Raw genomic sequence first — 17,795 nt, forward strand, 5'->3', positions numbered from 1 at the left:
CGAGCTGCCGAACTCGGGCTCCGCCGGAGCGTCGTCGTCCGGGCGTTCGTCGTCCCCGGCGCCCCTCCCGCGCTCGCCGGACACTACGCCAGCCCCAGGTCCTTCAGGCCGATGGCGGCGAAGTACGGGTAGCCCGCGCCCTCGATGACCTCGCGCGCACCGGTGTCGCGGTCGACGACCACGGCGACCGCGGCGATCTCGGCGCCCACCTTCTTCAGCGCCTCGATGGCCTTCAGCGGCGAGCCGCCGGTCGTGGACGTGTCCTCCAGCACGATGACGCGCTTGCCGGCCAGATCCGGGCCCTCGACCTGCTTGCCGCGGCCGTGGTCCTTGGGCTCCTTGCGCACGACGAAGGCGTCGTACGCCAGGCCCTGCGCTGCACCCTGATGCAGGATGGCCGCGGCGACCGGGTCGGCGCCCATCGTCATGCCGCCGACCGCCACGACGTCGGGGACGTCGCGGATGAGGTCGATCATGACCTGCCCGATGAGCGGTGCGACGCGGTGGTCGAGGCTGACCTTGCGCAGATCGACGTAGTAGCTGGCCTTCTTGCCGCTGGTCAGCGTGAAGTCGCCGTGGAAGACCGCCTCGGCGGCGATGTAGTCGATGAGCTGCTGTCGTGCGTCGGTCACATCCCTGAGTTCTAGAGGGGAACGCCGGACCGACCGGGAGTTCTCCACAGCCCCTTGAGCGCTCCACAGAACGATGGCTCGGCTCGGGCGACGTCGGCGACGGCCGATACGATCAGGGCATGCGCGTCGCCGCCTGGAATGTCAACTCGATCCGCACCCGCGGTGACCCGGGTCGTCGACTGGATGGTGCGCGAAGACGTGGATGTGCTCGCCATGCAGGAGATCAAGTGCAAGCCCGAGCAGTTCCCCTTCGCCGCGTTCGAGGCCGCCGGCTACGAGGTCGTGCTGCACGGTCTCAACCAGTGGAACGGCGTGGCGATCGCGAGCCGGCTGCCGATCCAGGATGTCGAGGTCGGCTTCCCCGACATGCCGGGCTTCCTCAAAGACCACGACGGCCCCGACCTGCCGAAGGAGGCGCGAGCGATCGGCGCGACGGTCGACGGTCTCCGCCTGTGGAGCCTGTACGTGCCGAACGGACGCTCCCTCGCCGACCCGCACTACATCTACAAGCTCGACTGGCTCGCTGCGCTGGCGGCCGACACCCACCGCTGGCTGACCGACGACCCGCAGCTGCAGCTCGCGCTGATGGGCGACTGGAACGTCGCCCTGCTCGACCTCCGACGTCGGCGACCCGAGCCTCGTGCCCGGGCTGTCGACGCACATCTCTGCCGCCCGAGCGCACGGCGTTCGCTGCCTTCGAGAAGGCGGGGCTGACCGACGTCGTGCGGCCCCTCGTGCCCGACGGCTACACCTACTGGGACTACAAGCAGCTCCGGTTCCCGCGCAACGAGGGCCTCCGCATCGACTTCATCCTCGGCTCGCGCGCGTTCGCCGACCGCGTCGTCAGCGCGAGCATCCACCGCAACGAGCGCAAGGGCGACGCGCCCAGCGACCACGTTCCGGTGCTCGTCGAGCTCTCGTCCGACGCCCCGGCGGAGGACGACGACGACCGCCCGATGATCTTCGGCTGACAGGAGAGCCCGCTCATGGGTCACGACTCCCGCCACCGGGCTATCCGGCGGCGCCTGCGCCGGCCGGCGCTGCAACCGCCCGGCGCCTGGTGATCGTCTGGGACCTCGTCACCTCGATCGTGCTGCTCGTCGTCGGCGTGGTGGTGGCCGCCGTCCTGACGTTCGCCGCCTTCTTCCTCGTCTTCGCCAGCGACCCGTGCGGCTCGGGCACCGCCTGCGACACCGGGCGGATGGGATCGGCTTCTTCATCGCGCTGATCGGCCCCGCGGCGCGGCCGCTCACGCTGATAACGCGGTGATCGTCGCGATCGTGCTGCTCGTTCTGCGCCGGATCAGCTTCTGGGTGCCGATCGTGGGCATCCTGCTCGCCCTTGGAGTCTGGGCGGGCGGAGCGGCGCTCGTGGATCTCGGGCGTGCCCGGCGCGACCTTCTGAGGAGGCCGCCCGGCACGTTCCACGATCCGCCTGGGAAATCCAGGCCCTACTCCATCCCGACCACGGCCTACCGTCGGGCTCGACAAGAGATGACGACGAAAGGAGCCGATATGGCTGCAGTGACCCAGTCCATCGACGTGAACGTACCCGTGACTACCGCGTACAACCAGTGGACCCAGTTCGAGTCCTTCCCGCACTTCCTCGACGAGGTCGAGGAGATCACCCAGGTCGATGACACCACCAACCACTGGCGCGTGAAGATCGGCGGCGCGGAGCGTCAGTTCGACACCGTCATCACCGAGCAGCTCCCCGACGAGCGCGTGGCGTGGAAGTCGGTCGCCGGCGACACGGAGCACGCGGGGGTCGTCACGTTCCACCGCCTCTCGGACGCCGAGACCAAGGTCACGGTTCAGCTCGAGTGGGCGCCGTCGGACGCCCTCGAGAAGATCGGCTCGGTGTTCGGCCTCGACGACCACGCCGTGAAGAAGGACCTCGAGAACTTCAAGAAGTTCATCGAGTCCGAGGGCATCGAGACCGGCGCCTGGCGCGGCGAGGTGGACCGCGGCGAGACGGTCTGATCCGTCCCCTCATGACGACGGCCCCGGTGCATCGCACCGGGCGCCGCTGTCGCGCGCCGGGTCAGAGGACGGGGCGACCGCCCGTCACGCGACGCGCGCACACCGAGATGTACGAGCCGTCGTCGCTGGCGAGCAGCACGTAGACGAGCGCCAGCTCGGCGGGCTGACCGGCCCGGCCGAGCGGGTGTCGCTGCCGAACTGCGTCACCTTCTCGTTGCCGGCATGGTCGAGGGGATCAGCGGCGTCCAGATCGGTCCCGGCGCGACGCTGTTCGCCCGAATACCCTTTTCGCCGAGCAGCTGCGCCAGCGACGCGGTCATATTGGCGATGGCCGCCTTGGTCGCCGCGTACGGCAGGAGGGTGGGCGACGGCATGTCCGAGTTCACCGACGACGAGCCGATGATGCTCGCTCCCGGCTTCAGGTGCGGAACGCGGCCGCCTTGGTCAGGTGGAAGAACGCCGGAGATGTTCGTGGCGATCGTGTGGTCCCACTCCTCGTCCGGGATCTCCTCCAGCGACTCGGCGAGGTCATCTGGTAGGCCGCGTTGCTGACGAGCACATCCAGGCCGCCGAGCTCCTCGACGGTCCGAGCGACCAGGTCGCGGCAGTGCTGCGGGTCTGAGACGTCGCCGCGCAGCAGGAGCGCCTTCCGGCCGGCCTCCCGGACCCATTTGGCGGTGTCCTCCGCGTCGTCGTCCTCGTCGAGGTACGAGATGGCGGCATCCGCGCCTCGCGTGCGTACGCGATCGCCACCGCCTTGCCGATGCCGCTGTCCCCGCCGGTGATGAGGGCAACTTTGCTGGTCAGCTTGCCGCTGCCGACGTAGCTCTTCTCGCCGTGGTCCGGCCGCAGGTTCATCGCCTCCGGTCTCGCCGGGCGGCTGCTGCTGCTGCTCAGGAAAAGACATCCATAGCCTCCATTCGTGTGCCTCCCACGCAACACCCGGCGGCCGCGCTGGTCAGGCTTGAGCGCGCCGGGTTCTGCGCGCACCGTCCCTCGCAATGAACGCCACACCGGACGAACCCGACGGCCAGCAGAGCGACGCCGCCCAGACGGCGAAGGACCGCTGCGTGCAGCCCGTCGAGCGAGCGCGAGACCGAGGCGAAGCAGGAGGATCTCGACGGGCGCCAACGTGCGCTCACAATGCGGCGGCCCGGCGACGACGTCGGTGACGTGCCGGTCCTGCCGGAGGACGACCTGGACCCGGCGACGATCGTACGGCGCGGCGACCCGGGCCACGAATAGGCGCTACTCCACCGACTCCGTCCGCTCCCCGCGCCGCTTGGCCGCGGCCGCGTAGACGCGCTCGACGACCCCAGAGCAGGATGCCGATCGCGCAGCAGCCCGAGCGCGATGCCGTACTGGCCCGCCGGGCGCCCCGACGTCCACGGGAAGACCAGGTACAGGCGTGATCGCGCCGATGATGGGCAGCGCTGCCGGCGAGCGGAAGTGCTTGCCGGTCGACCGGCTGACGGCGCAGCACGAGCACCGGCGACGTTCACCACCGCGAAGACGGCGAGCAGGAGGAGGGAGGTGGTGCCTCCAGAGCAGCGCCACGATCGAACCCCTTCGGGTCGAGCGACACGTAGGTGATGAGCCCGACGGCGAGCGCGGAGGTGAATAGGATGGCCGTCCACGGCGTGCGGCATTGGGCGAGACCTTGGCGAGGAACGGCGGCAGCACCTTCTGGCGGCTCATGCCGTAGAGCAGGCGACTGGCCATCATCATGTTGATCAGGGCCGTAAGTTGGCGACGGCGAACATGGAGATGAACGGCAGCAGGTCGTTGATCGGGAAGCCGGGCGCAGCCGCCTCCACCGCGGTCACCAGCGGCGTCTCGCTGCCGGCGAGCTGGCCGATCGGCACGAGCGCCACCACGGTGATCGAGACGAGCACGTAGATGACCGCCGCGATCCCGAGGCCGCTGAGCATCATCTTCGGGAAGATGCGGCTCGGATCCTTCGTCTCCTCGGCCATGTTGACCGAGTCCTCGAACCCGACCATCGCGAAGAACGCCAGGGACGTCGCGGTGCTCACCGCGAGCAGGACGCCCTTGTCCTCGGGCGTCTCGCAAGGCGACGACCCAGTGACCAGTCGGCGTTGCCGCCGGCGATCGCCCACATCCCGATGAAGATGACGAGCAGCAGACCCGACAGCTCGACGAGGGTGAGGACGACGTTCAGCCACACGCTCTCGGTGACGCCGCGCAGGTTGCGACCAGCATGATCAGCACGATGAACGCGAGGGCGATCAGCAGGGTCGTCAGGTTGTCGTCCGGGATGCCGGAACCCGATCGTCAGGTTCACCGCGAACGCGCGGAGGCGGTGGACGCCGACGTGATGCCCGACGTCATGACGATGAAGCACACGATGAACGTGAAGAAGTGGATGCCGAACGCCTTGTGCGTGCGAGCGCGGCGCCTGCGGCCTGCGGGTACTTGGTGACGAGTTCGAGGTACGAGAACGCGGTCACCGTCGCTACGGCGAAGGCGAGCAGGAACGGCAGCCAGGCCGCGCCGCCGACCTCCGCCGCCACCTGCCCCGTGAGCGCGTAGACCCCGGTGCCCGGATGTCGCCGACGATGAAGAGGAGCAGCAGCCCCGGGCCGAGGGCCCGCTTCAGCTCCGGCTGCTCGGGCTCCACGGTCTTGACCACCTGGGTCCATGACGGATCGCTCACGGTCGGCTCCCCTCGACGATGCGTTCGGGAAGCCACTGCATGTGAGTTCTCACAGAAACGGGAGCCCTCGGGCGGCTACTGCCGCCCGGTGAAGTCCTCCATCGAGTCGTAGACGCCGAACACCCGGCCGGCCACCACATCCCACGCCCGGGTCGGCAGGATGCCGCGCAGCGTCTTCGCCAGACCGACAGTCCACGGCAGCATCAGCATCGGCTTGCCGGCCAGCATCGCGCGCCAGACCCGGTCGATGACGTACTCCGGCGTCATCACCGGGTCGAGGCCGGCGCGCCCGCGAACATGCCGGTGTCGATATAGCTCGGGGCGACGGTCGTCACCTTGACGTGCCCGTAGCCCTCCTGCACGAGCTCGAGGCGCAGGCTGTCGCTCCAGCCGATGACGGCCCACTTGCTGGCGGCGTAGACGCTCATCCGCGGGTTCGACAGCGCTCCGGCGGCCGAGGCGATGTTGACGATCCGCGCCTCCCGGGGGCTCTGCTGCATGCCCGGGAGGAACTCGCGCGTCACGTACATCGGCGCGAGGGCGTTCACCTGCATCGTCGCGCGGGTGTCCTCGCCGTTGTCGTGCTCCCAGAAGTACTTGCCGCGCACGATCCCCGCGTTGTTGATCAGCACGTCGATCCCGCCGACCTCCTTGCGGACGGCCTGCGCGCTCTGCGCGATCGCGCCCAGCTCTCGGAGAGGTCCACGACGTAGGGCAGCACGCTCGTGGCCGGCCGCCCGGCGGCGGAGCTCGGCGACCCCTCGGGCGCACCCCACGCGGCGGCCGTGCGCCCCGCGAGCACCTCCCGCCGCAGCCGGTGCGTGAGCTCCATCAGGGCAGCCTCGTCGCGGTCCCACAGCACCACGGCGCGCGCGCCCTCCAGCACCGCCCGCTCTGCGTACAGCCGCCCCATCCCGGAGGCCGCACCGGGTGATGAGCACGCGTGCGCCGCGGACCGTTCTCGCCATGCCCCCATTCTCGCAGGCGACGGGCCCCGCGCCCCCACCTTCGCCGAGTGGAGACATCGTGGCTGGCGAGTCGACGCGGATTCGGGCCACTTCTCACCACTCGGCGGAAGCGGGCGAAAGCGGCGGCGGAAGCGGATGCGCCGGCGTACGCTGCGACCGATGAGCACGGTGTACACGATCGGGCACTCGACCCGCACGTTCGATGAGGTGCTCGGGATGCTGCGTGCGAACGGCGTGACCGCGCTGGTGGACATCCGGCACTTCCCGTCGTCGCGGCGCCTGCCCCAGTGGAATCAGGATGTCGATCGTCGCGGCGCTGCCGCCGGACATCGAGTACCGCTGGCTGGAGGACCTCGGCGGCCGCCGGCACACCCCGGCCGGCGTCGTCAGCCCCAACGGGTACTGGCAGGTCGCCGCCTTCCGGGCGTACGCCGACTACATGGCGACGCCGCCCTTCGCCGCGGGCCTCGCCGAACTCACTGCGCTGGCGCAGCGGCGCCGCCCGGCGATCATGTGCAGCGAGGCCGTCCCGTGGCGCTGCCACCGGCGGCTGGTGACGGATGCGCTGCTCACCGAGGGCGTCGAGGTGTTCGACATCCTCTCCGAGACGTCCGTGCGGCCGGCGGTGCTGAACCCTCACGCCACGCTTCCGCGACGGGCACCTCGTCTACCCGGCCGACGACTAGCGATTCGCTGCGTCGCGCCGGCATTCCGCGCAGTTTTCCACAGGAATGGACAACAAAACGCTCGCGATCCCCGGATAGGCTCGTCACGTCCACACCACTGCCGCGTGCGAGCGGCCGACCAACGACGGGAGGTTCGTCATGTCCAATTTCGTCCAGAACTACACTGCAGATGCGATTGTCGGAGAGCCCGAGGTCGTCGAGGACGGCCGCCCGGTCCGCGAGGTCGCGAACGATCCCGCGTGGCTGCGCCTCGAGGACGCCGCCGTCGCGCTGCAGGCCCTGCAGGTGAAGGACGGGTCGGTCGAGCAGGAGTCCGACCGCCCGGCCGCCGCCGAGCACGTCCGCACCATCGTCGACTCGATCGCCGCACCGCACCGGCGCTCCCGCACGACGCGTCGTACCTGGCCGCCCTCCAGCGCGACTTCACGCGCTGGGCGAACGAGGGCTTCGGCATCCCGGACTTCCTGGATGCGCTGAACGAGTTCCAGCCGCAGCAGCACCGCGTGGACGGGCTCGGCCACCTGGTCGTGTTCCCCATGTACACGCAGAACGGCAGCTCCAACCGGTTCGTCGAGGCTCTCCTCGTCGAGGTGATCTGGCCGGAGTTCGTGGCGGAGCTCGAGGCCGGCGAGTACGGCAACAAGCTGTTCGTCGCCCTCCGCTTCGTCGACTTCACGCCCGGCTACGACACGAACTCGGCGGTGCTGTTCCCCGAGACGGTCGCCATGCGCGAGATCCCGTCCTTCACCTGGGGCGCGATCTTCCAGGACCGCGAGGCGGCCCGCTACCGGCGCGTCGTCCGCGCCGCGGCGGAGATCACCAAGCTGGAGCTGCCGGCGGACGCCGCCGCGATGCTGGACGACCAGCACCTCACGGAGGAGACCTTCGTGATGTGGGACATCATCCACGACCGCAGCCACATGCGCGGCGACCTGCCGTTCGACCCGTTCATGATCAAGCAGCGGATGCCGTACTTCCTGTACTCGCTGGAGGAGCTGCGGTGCGACCTGACCGCGTTCCGCGAGTCGGTGAAGCTGGAGCGCGAGCTCAGCGCCCTGCCGGACTCCGAGCTCTCGGAGGCGCAGCGCGAGATCCGCGACCACGCCCACCTGGTGCAGTACGCGGTGATCTTCGACCGCATCTTCCGGTTCGCGATCACCGGCAGCCGCGTGCGCAACTACGACGGGCTCGGCGGCCAGCTCCTGTTCGCGTGGATGCACCAGCACGACGTGCTGCACTGGACCGACACCCAGCTCACCATCGACTGGGAGAACGTCCCCGACGTGGTCGTCGCGCTCAGCGACCAGATCAACGAGCTGTACTGGCGTTCGATCGACCGGCCCAAGGTGGCGCACTGGCTCGCCGCCTACGAGATGCTGACGCAGACGCTGACCCCGCACCCGGCCTCCAACTGGGCGCGCGGGCTGTCGGACGAGGTGCTCGCAGGCGTGCCGAAGGGCTACACCGACCAGGTGCTGGACGATGAGTTCCCGCTCTCGATGTTCTACGAGGCGCTGAACAAGAAGATGGCGGGCGTCATCGAGTCGACGGCCGGCATCACCGGCACGACGGACGCGACCGGCGCGGACGCGACCGGCGCGGACGCCGCATGACGGACGCCCCCACGGCGGACCCGGCGGCCCGGACCTCCTCGGAGGCCGGGCCGTCCGGCGTCGCCGGTCGTCTCGTGCTCATCGCCGGCGCCACCAGCGCGTCCGGCGAGGCCGTCGCCCGCGCGCTCGTGGCGGCCGGCGCCCGCGTGCTGGCCGTCGGCACGCGGAAGGATGCGCTGGACGCGCTCGAGGTGGCGGTCCCCGGCGTCGAGACGGACAGCTGCGACCTGGCGGACCGGGACGCCGTGGCCGAGCTGGCCATGCGCATCCACCTGAAGTTCGGTCACCTGGACGGACTCATCCACCTCGTCGGCGGCTGGCGCGGCGGCGGCGGCATCGCCGGGCAGAGCGACGAGGACTGGGAGTTCCTGGAGCGGGCGTTCCGCACCCTCCGGAACACCAGCCGCATCTTCTACGACGACCTGGTCGCCTCCCCGCGGGGCGCCTGGCGATCGTCTCGTCGACCGCGGTCGAGAAGCCGTATGCGGGCGGCGCGAACTACGCCGCCGCCAAGGCCGCGGGCGATGCCTGGGTGCGCGCCGTGGCGCAGGGTTTCGCCAAGCAGGCGCCGCAAGCGGCCGCGACCATCTTCGTGGTGAAGACGCTGGAGGGCCTGGAGGCGCGGCTCGGCGACGAGGTCGTCGCGCTGTGGGCGGCGGACGCGGCTGCGGTCAACGGCCGACGCATCCCTCTGGAGCCTGAGAGGATGGATTCGTGACGCTTCAACTCCACGACCTCACCCTGCGCGGCTTCGCCTCGGACAACTACGCGGGTGTCCACCCCGAGATACTCGACGCCATTGCGGCCGCGAACAACGGCCACCAGATCGCCTACGGCGAGGACGTGTACACGGCCCGGCTGCACGAGGTCTTCGCCGAGCACTTCGGCGAGGGCGTCGAGGTCTACCCGGTGTTCAACGGCACGGGCGCGAACGTCGTCGGGCTGCAGTCGATGCTCCCCGCTGGGGCGCCGTGATCTGCGCGAAGACCGCGCACATCAACACCGACGAGGCCGGCGCGCCCGAGAAGGTCGCGGGCATCAAGCTGCTGACGGTGGAGACGCCGGACGGCAAGCTGACGCCCGAGCTCATCGACCGTGAGGCCTGGGGATGGGGCGACGAGCACCGCGCGCAGCCGCTGGTGGTCTCGATCACGCAGACCACCGAGCTCGGAACCGCGTACTCGGTCGAGGAGATCCGGGCGATCGCCGACCACGCGCACAAGCACGGCATGAAGCTGCACATGGACGGCTCGCGCATCTCGAACGCCGCGGCCACCCTCGGCCTGCCGCTGCGGGCCTTCACGACGGACGCCGGCGTCGACGTGCTCAGCTTCGGCGGCACGAAGAACGGGATGCTGTACGGCGAGGCCGTCGTGGTGCTCAACCCGCAGGCCTCCGAGGGTCTCATCTACCTGCGCAAGCTCAACATGCAGCTCGCGTCGAAGATGCGCTTCATCTCGGCGCAGCTGATCGCGCTCCTGAGCGACGACCTGTACCTGCGCTCGGCCGGTCACGCGAATGCGATGGCGACCCGGCTGCGCACGGCGTTGGAGGCCGGTATCGCGGACGGCAGCATCCGCGGCGTCGGCTTCAGCCAGGCGACGCAGGCGAACGGCGTGTTCGCGACCCTGCCGACCGGAGTGGCCGACCGGCTGCGATCGCACTTCCGGTTCTACGACTGGGATGCGGCCAACAACGAGGTGCGCTGGATGTGCTCGTTCGACACGACGGAGGACGACATCGACGCCTTCGTGGCCGCCCTGAAGCAGGAGTTGGGCGCCGCCTGACCGCTTGCCCCTCGGATTGGGGACGAACCGGGGTACAAAAATTGTCCTCCATTCGACCCACACAACGGAGGGTTTTGCGGTAGTCTCAAAGGGCGTCGGAGGAACCCGAATATCCAACCGGCGTAACCCCGAAACGTATGCCGGGCCGTGAGAAGAAACCCTAGTCTTCTCGCAGCCCGGCATCGGTGATAAGAAGCGGATGCGCAGAAAACGCCGCTCCGCGGACTCGCTGGGCGTCGCCCATCATGAGGCCCTCGATCGTGTGCTTCTGCGTGATCGGCGTGAGCTCCTCCACGACCGGGCACACCAGGTGCCGCTTCACGCGCTCCGGCAGCGAGTCGTAGAAGTCGCGGGTGACCGCCATGTCGTGGTGCTCCGCGTTGCCGGCGCCGGGCGCATCCACGCCGAGCACCAGCACCGGACGCGACAGCTGCGACTGGTTCGCCGTTCCGCGGTGGAGGGTCAAGGCCGAGCAGGCGGAGATGTCGCCGCGCTGCGGGTATTTGCGCACCGCGCGCCCGATGAAGCGCGGGTACAGGTGCTTCTCGGGGAACATCTCGTGCTCGAAGCCCTCGGGCAGGTCCCACTGCGTCCCGGGCGCGATCTCGAACGGGACCCATGTCGTCCGCGGTGTCGACGGCCGTGACGTTGAAGGCGAGCGAGGTGAGCCGGCCGGTCCGCTGGGTCTCCTCGGGCATCGGGAAGTCGCGGTGCCAGGGCTGGTCCTTCGCGCCCGGACCGGGGACGTCGAAGCCGAGTTCCACGATCTGGTACTCCGGACCGAGCACGGCCTCGCAGACCGCCCGCACCCACGGGTGGTCGACCAGCTCCAGCCAGCGCGCGCATCTGCTCCGGGTGGATCTCGACGTAGTAGCGCTTCGTGCCGGGCGGCCGACCGCTCCGCCCGGGCGCTGCAGCGCGTCGTCGAAGGCGACCTCGATGTCCTCGCGGAGGCGGTCGGCCCACTCGGGGGTGAAAGCGCCCTTCTTGCCGATGATGCCGTCCGTGTAGAGCGCGGTCACCGCATCCCGGATCTCGAGGCTCCAGGCCAGTGGTGTCCGGCTGCGCGAGGGTCACGCGAGGGAACGTCGTCGTTCGTGAGGTTCCTTTCGATTCTCCGGCGAACGCCAGGGCGCCGAGGTGGAGCTGCCGTGCGGTCTCCTCCTCGTTCCACGAGTGGAAGGCGATGATCTCGGCGCCGTCCGGCGCCACGGTCAGCGAGTTACTGGCCGGGCCCGCGCAGGCCCTCGCCGCTGCGGAGCAGCGAGGCCGCGCCGACGATGCGACCACGGCCCGAGGGATGGTCGGCCGCGGCGACCCCGACGGCGTAGCCGGGGCCGGTCCAGGCGCGCCGCCCGAGTACGTCAGCCAGTAGCGCCCGCCCCGCCGCACGACGGCAGGCCCCTCGAGGGTGTGCCAGGTCGAACGCCGGCGGCTGTGGATGAGGCGGTCGCGCTCGTAGAGCTGCCAGTCGGCGTCGGGCGCGAGCACCGGGACAGCGTCCGCGGCGAGGGATGCCATTCCCTCCTCCAGCGGGGCCGCCGCGAGATGCCGTGCCGGGGCGCTCGTGGTCGAGCACGTCGCGCGCGAAGAAGAGGTACCAGCGGCCGTCGTCGTCGCGGAACGGATGCGCGTCGATGGCGAACAGCTCGCCCGGCGTCAGGATCGACGCCCAGGTCGCGGAACGGTCCGGTCGCTGAGTCGGCCCGAGCGACGCGGGAGGTGGTGGCCCTCGATGCCGCGCCCGACCGAGTAGTACATCCAGAAGGCGCCGCCGGCCCTCGCCACCTCCAGGCGCCCAGTAGTCGTCGCCGAAGCGGTCCGGCAGCCGCTCGAGCACCGCACCGGCGCTCTCCCAGCGCCCCAGGTCGGGCGACGTCAGCGCCTCGAAGACGCGGTCGCCGTCGCTGCCGGGGTGGGTGCCATAGGCGACGTAGCCACCGCCGGCCGAGCCGCAGGACGAACAGGTCGGCGAAGTAGCCGTCCCATACCGGACCCCAGTGGCGGGTGACGCGCACTGCCGCCTCCGTCACTTCGAGAGCTCCGGCAGTCCGTCGCGCCAGCTCACCGGCATCGGCGTGCATGCCGCGGTAGGCGAACGCCTCGTCCCAGGAGTGGAACAGCATCCAGTCCTTGCCGTGGAGGTCACCAGGTCTTCGCCGCCCGGGCCCAGGTAGCGTCCGCCGGTGCCGGGCGTCGAGATCAGCGGCTTCTTCGCCTTCGTGTACCACGGGCCGAGGAGGCTCTTCGCCGTGGCGACGCCGGTCACGTCCGACGGAGTTGGCGTAATCGTTGGCCGAGTACAGCAGCACGTGCTCGTCGCCGTGCCAGGACGATGACGGGCGCCTCGACAGGCGTGCCCTCCCACGACTCCGTCTGCTTGATCAGGCCTAGTCGGCTCCCACGGTGAGCGGGCGCCGTCGGCCGAGGCAGCTGCGCCTGGAGCCAGGTGTCGTAGCCACAGCAGTTGCCAGCTCGTTCTTCCACCCAGGTGAGTGCCGGCCGCTCTCGTCCGCGGCGACGCCGGCGTCGATCGCTCCGCCCTGGTCGGTCGGGCGAACCAGCGGCTTGTCGGCGGTCGAGGTGAAGGACCCTCAGGGCTTGTCGGCGAACGCGACGCCGCATGCCACTGGTACCTGCTGGCCGCATCCGACGCCCGTGCCAAGTAGAGGAGCGAACCGGTCGTCCGCCAGCCGCGTCGGGCCGGCGCGCCCAGGTCTTGCCGGGCAGCGCCCACGAGGGCAGCTGCGGCAGAGCATCTGGTCGCTGAGCTTCCAGGTCTTCATGTCGGTGCTGGTCGCGAGCTGGACGTTCACCGCCGGGGTGTTCGTCGCGTAGGCGTAGACGCGGTCGCCGACCACCGAGCGCACCCGGGTCGGGGAAATCGCTGTCGATCTGAAACGCTGCGACCGACGGCGCGGACGACTCGCTTCAGGAGCAGACCCCGCCGAGCAGCCGGCGCAGACCGGCGACGAGCGCGAAAACGGCGCCGGTCGCGGCGGCTGCCCGGCGGACGGTCATCCCTTGACCCCGCTGGTGGCGACGCTCTCGACGATCTGCTTCTGGGCGGAGAAGAACAGGATGAGTACCGGCACGGACGGCGATCACCGCGCCCGCCATCCGATGGCGTAGTGGGTGGAGTACGCGCCCCTGCAGCTGCGACAGACCGGGCTGCAGCGTGAGGTTCTCGGGACTGAGCAGCACATAGACCGGCCACAGGAAGTCGTTCCAGTTCGCCGGGAAGCTCAGCACCGCGAGTGGCGAGCGCCGGGCGGGCGAGCAGGAGCACGATCTGCAGGAAGATGCGGAAGTCGCCCGCGCCGTCGATGCGCGCCGCCTCCTCGATCTCCGCCGGCAGGCCGACGAAGAACTGGCGGAGGAAGAACACGCCGAAGGCGCTCATCCGCACCCGGGATGGTGATGGCCCAGATGGTGTCGAGCCAGCCGAGATTCTGCCGATCAGGTAGTTCGGGATCAGGAAGATCACCGGCGGCACGAGGAGCGTCGAGATGATCAGGCCGAACACGATCCGCTTGCCCCAGAACTCGAGCCGGGCGGAGCGCGTAGGCTGCCATCGACGCCGTGACGAGGATGATCACCGTCTGCGGCGCGGCCGCGGCCAGAACTGTTCAGGAACCAGCGGAACACCGGCTGCCGCCCGCTCGCGAGGGTCGAATAGGGCCTCCGTCGAGAAGGGGTTCGGGAAGGCCGAGTACAGGTTGCGGATGGCGTCGCCGTCGGTCTTGAAGGACGTCAGCAGGATCCACAGCAGCGGCAGGACGACGGCCAGCGCCAGCACGATCAGCACGGCGTAGAGCAGGGTCTTCCGTGCAGCGGCCTGCGGCGTCTGCTTGCGGCGGAGCGCGGATGGTCCGCGTGGGCGCGGTCGTCTCGGGGGCGGTCGTCGTCGTCATGAGAGGTTCTTCTCTGCGCGCTCCCGCTGCAGGCGGAAGTTGATGATGCTGATGATCGCGAGGAAGGCGAAGAGCACATAGCTCATCGCTGCCGCCGCGGCGAGGTTGTTCTGCGACAGGCCCTGGTCGGCGATGTACATGATCGCCGTGCGGGTCGTGTTGCCTGGGCCGCCCTTGGTGATCAGGAACGACTGACCGAACATGTTGGCGCTCGCCAGGATGGTGATCGTGATGACGAAGGTCATGACCTGGCGGAGTCCCGGCAGCGTGACGCTGATGAACTGGCGCCAGGCGCCCGCGCCGTCCAGTGCGGCCGCCTCGTAGAGGTCGGGGCCGATGCCCTTGAGGCCCTGCGAGGATGATCACGGTGTTGAAGCCCATGGTCCACCACACCGTCACGCCGGCGAGGGTGACCCATACCCACGGGACGTCGACGGTCCAGGGCAGATTGTCCGGGAGGCCGATCATCCCGGAGCAGGTGGTTGATGATGCCGGCCTGGGTGTCGAGGAGGTACTTCCAGATGACGCTGATGACGGCGACGCCGAGCACGTACGGGGCGAAGAAGACGCCGCGGAAGAACGATCCTGCGCGGATCTTCTGGTTCAGCAGCACAGCGACGAGGAGCGGGATGAGCAGCAGGAACGGCACGCTGGCGAGCGTGAAGATGCCGGTCGCCGCCATCGACTGCCAGAAGTCGCCAGAGGTGGCGCTGCCCGGCGTGAACAGGTCGATGTAGTTCTGGAGGCCGATGAACTTCTGGGTCGCGCGGAACGGGCTCCAGTTCGTCAGGCTGATCCAGAGGCCGAAGACCGCCGGCGCCAGCACGAAGACGATGAAGAGCACCAGGAACGGCGCGAGGAAGAGGTAGGCGACGCCCGTGCGTCGAGGGCGCCGGGCCGCTTGCCGCGGCCGGAACGGGACGGCGTGGCGCCCCGGCGTCCCGGGGCGCCACGAGCGATGCGGTGTCAGTCACCGTACTTCGCTTTGTTCTGCTTCAGCAGGGTGTCGGCCTTGGCGGCCGCGTCGTCCAGAGCCGTGCTTCGGGGTCTTCTTGCCGGTCACGGCCTCGTTCACGGCGGTGGTGATCGTCGCCTCCACTCGTGGTGATGCCCGGGGCGATCGGCTCGTAGTGCGCGTACTTCAGCTCGTCGAGGAACGGCTTCAGGTTCGGGTAGTCCTGCACCAGCTTCGGGTCTTCGCGGACCGAGTTCTTGGCGGGGAGCTCACCGGTCTTGGGCCAGTCGGCCGAGTTGTCGTTCATCCACTTGACGAACGTCGCGGCGGCGGCGGTCTTGTTCTTGTCCTGACCCTTGTTGTTCATGAACATCCAGTGGGTCGAGCTCGACCAGACGGCCTTCTCGTCGCCGATCTGCGGGACGGCCACGGCCTGCCACTTCAGCTTGTCGAACGCGGTGTTCGTGGTCTGCCAGACGCCGTTCCAGTTGAAGGCGTTCTTGCCGGCGATGAGGGCGTTGATGTTGCCGTCCTGCGCCACGTCGGCCGGGCTGTACCCGTTCTTGATGAGGTCGGTCATCCAGGTGAGGGCCTTGACGCCCGCGTCGGAGTTGAAGGTCGCCTTGCTGACGTCCTTGTTGAAGAGGTCGCCGCCGTACTGCCAGAGCAGGCCTCGAACTCGAAGGTGCCGGTGAAGACGTAGCCGTCCACCCACTCGCCCTGGACGCCCGCCGCCTTCAGCTTGTCGAGCGCGGCGAGGTACGACGCCTTGTCCTGCGGGATGGCGTTGGCGTCGACGCCGGCCTTCTGCAGCACGTCCTTGTTGACGTAGAGGCCGAGCGGGGTGACGCTCCACGGCACCGCGTACTGGCCGCCGTTGTACTTGCCCGCGTCGAGGAGGCCCTCGGGGAAGTCGCTCGCCTTGCAGCCGAGGGACTTCACGATGTTGTCCGACTTGAGCACGAGGCCCTGCGCCGCGTAGGTGGCGATGTCGTCGCCGTGCCCCACCGCGACGTCCGGGCCCTTGCCGGCCTTGACGGCGAGCGGCATCTTGCGGGCGATGTCGGCCCACTCCATCGGGACGTCCTTGACGACGATGTTCTTGTGCTCGGCGTTGAACTTGTCGACCAGCTTCGGCACGAGCACGGGGGCGGCGCCGCCCGTCCATCCGTTCCAGAAGCTGATGTTGACCTTCGGTCCGCTGTAGTCGCCCGAGGAGACTTCCGCCCCTCCAGAGCCTCCGCTGCTGCTCCGCACGCGGTCAGCGCGAGCCCGAGGCCCGCCGTGACCGCGAGCGCGATCGCGCGTGCGGCGAATCGCTTCTTCATGTGATCTCTCCCTTGAGTGAGCCGTTCACGCGATGCTTCCGCGTGGGCGGGAGCGTGATCGGTGGTGCTGGAGCCGGTACACTCGGCATGTCTGGGAAATTTACAGCGCTGAACACAGCGTGTCAACCCGAGTATGCCTGCATAAGCCGGTCCACTGTAGAGTGACCCCGCGGGGAACCGCATCATGACGCGAAAGGGTGCGCGAATGGCGGTCAGACTTCAGGACGTGGCGGAGCACGCCGGCGTCTCCATGAAGACCGTCTCGAACGTGGTCCGCAACTACGCCCACGTGAGCCCGGCGATGCGCGAGCGCGTACAGCGCGCGATCGACGAGCTCGGCTACCGCCCCAACATCATGGGCCGCCGCCTGGCGACGGGCCGCACGGGCCTGCTCGCGCTGGCCTTCGCGGACGTGACCCTCCCCTACTTCGCGGAGCTGGCGCGGGTCGTCGCCGACGAAGCGGAGCGCCGCGGCTACCGCGTGCTGCTGGAGCAGACGGAGGGCACGATCGAGGGCGAGCGCGCCGTCGTCTCCGCCGGCGAGTCCGGTCTCGTCGACGGCATGATCTTCCAGCCGAGCGTCATGAACTCCGCCGAGCTCGCCCAGACGCGCACCGACATCCCGCTGGTCGTCCTGGGCGAGAACGCGGCACCCTTGACCGTCGACCGCATCATGATCGACAACGTCGAGGCGGCCCGCGTGGCGACCGAGCACCTGCTGGCGCAGGGCCGCAGGCGCATCGCCTTCGCGGGCCACGAGGGCTCCCGGCCGACGCGCACGTCGAAGCTGCGTATCACCGGCTACCAGCAGGCCCTCGAGGATGCGGGGCTCACCCCCGAGCCCGAGCTGCTCATCCCGAGCGTCTCGGTCTCGGCGAGGAACGCCGTGCGCGCCGTCGGCGCCGCGCTCGACGCGGGCCTGCGGTTCGACGGCCTAGTCTGCCGCGACGACCTCGCCGCGATCGGCGCGCTGCGCGCCCTGCAGGAGCGCGGCCTCCACGTGCCCGACGACGTCGCCGTGACGGGATGGGACAACACCCCCATGACGGCCGTCACCTACCCCTCGCTGACGACGATCGCGCCCGACATGCGCGGGCTCGCATCACGGGCCGTCGAGATGCTGCTGGAGCGGGTCTCCGGCTACGACGGCATGGGACGCCATGAGCTGGCCCCGTTCTCGCTCGTCACCCGGGAGAGCGCGCCCGCCATCCCGTAGCGGCGATTTGCCGGCTTTACAGCGCTGCACGGATCGT

The 17,795-nt window shown here is 69.5% G+C and carries 20 protein-coding genes and 8 pseudogenes; 9 read left to right on the plus strand and 19 right to left on the minus strand.

Translation table 11 applies throughout. The features are described from left to right. Positions 1–83 precede the first annotated feature (83 nt). A complete protein-coding gene (gene pyrE, locus ACRAWC_RS20545) occupies positions 84–632 on the minus strand; it encodes an orotate phosphoribosyltransferase (protein ID WP_064110095.1) in 549 nt (182 codons plus the stop codon). 119 nt (positions 633–751) lie between these two features. Here pyrE and ACRAWC_RS20550 point away from each other — a divergent pair. The 3 genes and pseudogenes from ACRAWC_RS20550 (at position 752) to ACRAWC_RS20560 (ending at position 2,614) form a co-directional block, all read left to right on the plus strand. Beyond that, positions 752–1,603, plus strand: a pseudogene (locus tag ACRAWC_RS20550) (exodeoxyribonuclease III). An 89-nt stretch (positions 1,604–1,692) separates the two neighbouring features. Continuing rightward, the gene (locus ACRAWC_RS20555) at positions 1,693–1,860 is read left to right on the plus strand and encodes a hypothetical protein (RefSeq protein ID WP_431349529.1); all 168 of its coding nucleotides are present in this window, start codon (positions 1,693–1,695) and stop codon (positions 1,858–1,860) included. Between the two features lie 286 nt (positions 1,861–2,146). Further along, positions 2,147–2,614 (plus strand): SRPBCC family protein, encoded by a 468-nt coding sequence (locus tag ACRAWC_RS20560; protein ID WP_431245829.1) that lies wholly within the window; start codon positions 2,147–2,149, stop codon positions 2,612–2,614. A gap of 203 nt (positions 2,615–2,817) precedes the next feature. On the opposite strand, the pseudogene ACRAWC_RS20565 reads toward ACRAWC_RS20560, so the two are convergent. From ACRAWC_RS20565 to ACRAWC_RS20595, 7 genes and pseudogenes are all read right to left on the minus strand, one after another. Further along, a pseudogene (locus ACRAWC_RS20565) lies at positions 2,818–3,521 on the minus strand (SDR family oxidoreductase). An 826-nt stretch (positions 3,522–4,347) separates the two neighbouring features. Then, positions 4,348–4,650: an amino acid permease gene (locus ACRAWC_RS20570; protein WP_431349530.1), complete on the minus strand. Its 303-nt coding sequence runs from the start codon at positions 4,648–4,650 to the stop codon at positions 4,348–4,350. Further along, the gene (locus ACRAWC_RS20575) at positions 4,647–4,979 is read right to left on the minus strand and encodes a hypothetical protein (RefSeq protein WP_431349531.1); all 333 of its coding nucleotides are present in this window, start codon (positions 4,977–4,979) and stop codon (positions 4,647–4,649) included. Before ACRAWC_RS20575 ends, ACRAWC_RS20570 begins: the two co-directional genes overlap by 4 nt. Beyond that, positions 4,963–5,148 carry a hypothetical protein gene (locus tag ACRAWC_RS20580; RefSeq protein ID WP_431349532.1) on the minus strand — a complete coding sequence of 62 codons (186 nt, stop codon included), beginning with the start codon at positions 5,146–5,148 and terminating at the stop codon, positions 4,963–4,965. The genes ACRAWC_RS20575 and ACRAWC_RS20580 overlap by 17 nt, the downstream gene beginning before the upstream one ends. 218 nt (positions 5,149–5,366) lie before the next feature. Next, complete coding sequence (locus ACRAWC_RS20585; protein WP_431349533.1) at positions 5,367–5,558, minus strand: hypothetical protein; 192 nt, start codon at positions 5,556–5,558, stop codon at positions 5,367–5,369. Further along, positions 5,558–5,980, minus strand: a complete 423-nt coding sequence (locus ACRAWC_RS20590; protein ID WP_431349965.1) for an SDR family NAD(P)-dependent oxidoreductase — start codon at positions 5,978–5,980, stop codon at positions 5,558–5,560. Before ACRAWC_RS20590 ends, ACRAWC_RS20585 begins: the two co-directional genes overlap by 1 nt. Beyond that, positions 5,917–6,267, minus strand: a complete 351-nt coding sequence (locus ACRAWC_RS20595; RefSeq protein WP_431349999.1) for a hypothetical protein — start codon at positions 6,265–6,267, stop codon at positions 5,917–5,919. Before ACRAWC_RS20595 ends, ACRAWC_RS20590 begins: the two co-directional genes overlap by 64 nt. Before the next feature lie 290 nt (positions 6,268–6,557). On the opposite strand from ACRAWC_RS20595, the pseudogene ACRAWC_RS20600 reads away from it, so the two are divergent. From ACRAWC_RS20600 to ACRAWC_RS20615, 4 pseudogenes are all read left to right on the plus strand, one after another. Continuing rightward, positions 6,558–6,767: pseudogene (locus ACRAWC_RS20600) on the plus strand (DUF488 family protein); the annotation flags it as partial. A gap of 316 nt (positions 6,768–7,083) precedes the next feature. Continuing rightward, a pseudogene (locus ACRAWC_RS20605) lies at positions 7,084–8,558 on the plus strand (DUF6421 family protein). Beyond that, positions 8,555–9,276, plus strand: a pseudogene (locus ACRAWC_RS20610) (SDR family NAD(P)-dependent oxidoreductase). The pseudogenes ACRAWC_RS20605 and ACRAWC_RS20610 overlap by 4 nt, the downstream one beginning before the upstream one ends. Further along, a pseudogene (locus ACRAWC_RS20615) lies at positions 9,273–10,345 on the plus strand (threonine aldolase family protein). The pseudogenes ACRAWC_RS20610 and ACRAWC_RS20615 overlap by 4 nt, the downstream one beginning before the upstream one ends. Before the next feature lie 160 nt (positions 10,346–10,505). Here the strand turns inward: ACRAWC_RS20615 and ACRAWC_RS20620 are convergent. Together ACRAWC_RS20620 and ACRAWC_RS20625 are read right to left on the minus strand one after the other, a co-directional pair. Next, on the minus strand, positions 10,506–10,901 hold the full coding sequence (locus ACRAWC_RS20620) for a hypothetical protein (RefSeq protein WP_431349534.1): 396 nt from the start codon (positions 10,899–10,901) through the stop codon (positions 10,506–10,508). Between the two features lie 97 nt (positions 10,902–10,998). Beyond that, positions 10,999–11,367: pseudogene (locus ACRAWC_RS20625) on the minus strand (phytanoyl-CoA dioxygenase family protein); the annotation flags it as partial. A gap of 164 nt (positions 11,368–11,531) precedes the next feature. On the opposite strand from ACRAWC_RS20625, the gene ACRAWC_RS20630 reads away from it, so the two are divergent. Further along, a complete protein-coding gene (locus tag ACRAWC_RS20630) occupies positions 11,532–11,720 on the plus strand; it encodes a hypothetical protein (protein WP_431349535.1) in 189 nt (62 codons plus the stop codon). Positions 11,721–12,374: 654 nt separating this feature from the next. Here ACRAWC_RS20630 and ACRAWC_RS20635 read toward each other — a convergent pair. The 9 genes and pseudogenes from ACRAWC_RS20635 to ACRAWC_RS20675 all read right to left on the minus strand — a co-directional run bounded on the left by ACRAWC_RS20635 (position 12,375) and on the right by ACRAWC_RS20675 (position 16,471). After that, entirely contained in the window at positions 12,375–12,614 is a 240-nt protein-coding gene (locus ACRAWC_RS20635; protein WP_431349536.1) for a hypothetical protein, read from the minus strand. A gap of 325 nt (positions 12,615–12,939) precedes the next feature. Beyond that, positions 12,940–13,215: a hypothetical protein gene (locus tag ACRAWC_RS20640; protein WP_431350000.1), complete on the minus strand. Its 276-nt coding sequence runs from the start codon at positions 13,213–13,215 to the stop codon at positions 12,940–12,942. 61 nt (positions 13,216–13,276) lie between these two features. Continuing rightward, a complete protein-coding gene (locus ACRAWC_RS20645; RefSeq protein ID WP_431350001.1) occupies positions 13,277–13,597 on the minus strand; it encodes a hypothetical protein in 321 nt (106 codons plus the stop codon). Between the two features lie 64 nt (positions 13,598–13,661). After that, positions 13,662–13,871: pseudogene (locus tag ACRAWC_RS20650) on the minus strand (carbohydrate ABC transporter permease); the annotation flags it as partial. 69 nt (positions 13,872–13,940) lie between these two features. Then, on the minus strand, positions 13,941–14,153 hold the full coding sequence (locus tag ACRAWC_RS20655; protein ID WP_431349537.1) for a hypothetical protein: 213 nt from the start codon (positions 14,151–14,153) through the stop codon (positions 13,941–13,943). Positions 14,154–14,255: 102 nt separating this feature from the next. Continuing rightward, positions 14,256–14,597 (minus strand): carbohydrate ABC transporter permease, encoded by a 342-nt coding sequence (locus ACRAWC_RS20660; protein ID WP_431349966.1) that lies wholly within the window; start codon positions 14,595–14,597, stop codon positions 14,256–14,258. Beyond that, positions 14,501–15,103, minus strand: coding sequence for a carbohydrate ABC transporter permease (locus ACRAWC_RS20665; protein ID WP_431349538.1), 603 nt, complete (start codon positions 15,101–15,103; stop codon positions 14,501–14,503). Before ACRAWC_RS20665 ends, ACRAWC_RS20660 begins: the two co-directional genes overlap by 97 nt. Positions 15,104–15,254: 151 nt before the next feature. Further along, positions 15,255–15,794, minus strand: a complete 540-nt coding sequence (locus tag ACRAWC_RS20670; RefSeq protein WP_431349539.1) for a hypothetical protein — start codon at positions 15,792–15,794, stop codon at positions 15,255–15,257. Beyond that, positions 15,791–16,471: an ABC transporter substrate-binding protein gene (locus tag ACRAWC_RS20675; protein ID WP_431349540.1), complete on the minus strand. Its 681-nt coding sequence runs from the start codon at positions 16,469–16,471 to the stop codon at positions 15,791–15,793. Before ACRAWC_RS20675 ends, ACRAWC_RS20670 begins: the two co-directional genes overlap by 4 nt. Positions 16,472–16,747: 276 nt before the next feature. On the opposite strand from ACRAWC_RS20675, the gene ACRAWC_RS20680 reads away from it, so the two are divergent. Beyond that, a complete protein-coding gene (locus ACRAWC_RS20680; RefSeq protein ID WP_431349541.1) occupies positions 16,748–17,758 on the plus strand; it encodes a LacI family DNA-binding transcriptional regulator in 1,011 nt (336 codons plus the stop codon). Positions 17,759–17,795 lie beyond the last annotated feature (37 nt).

It is taken from the genome of Leifsonia sp. L25, assembly GCF_050632895.1.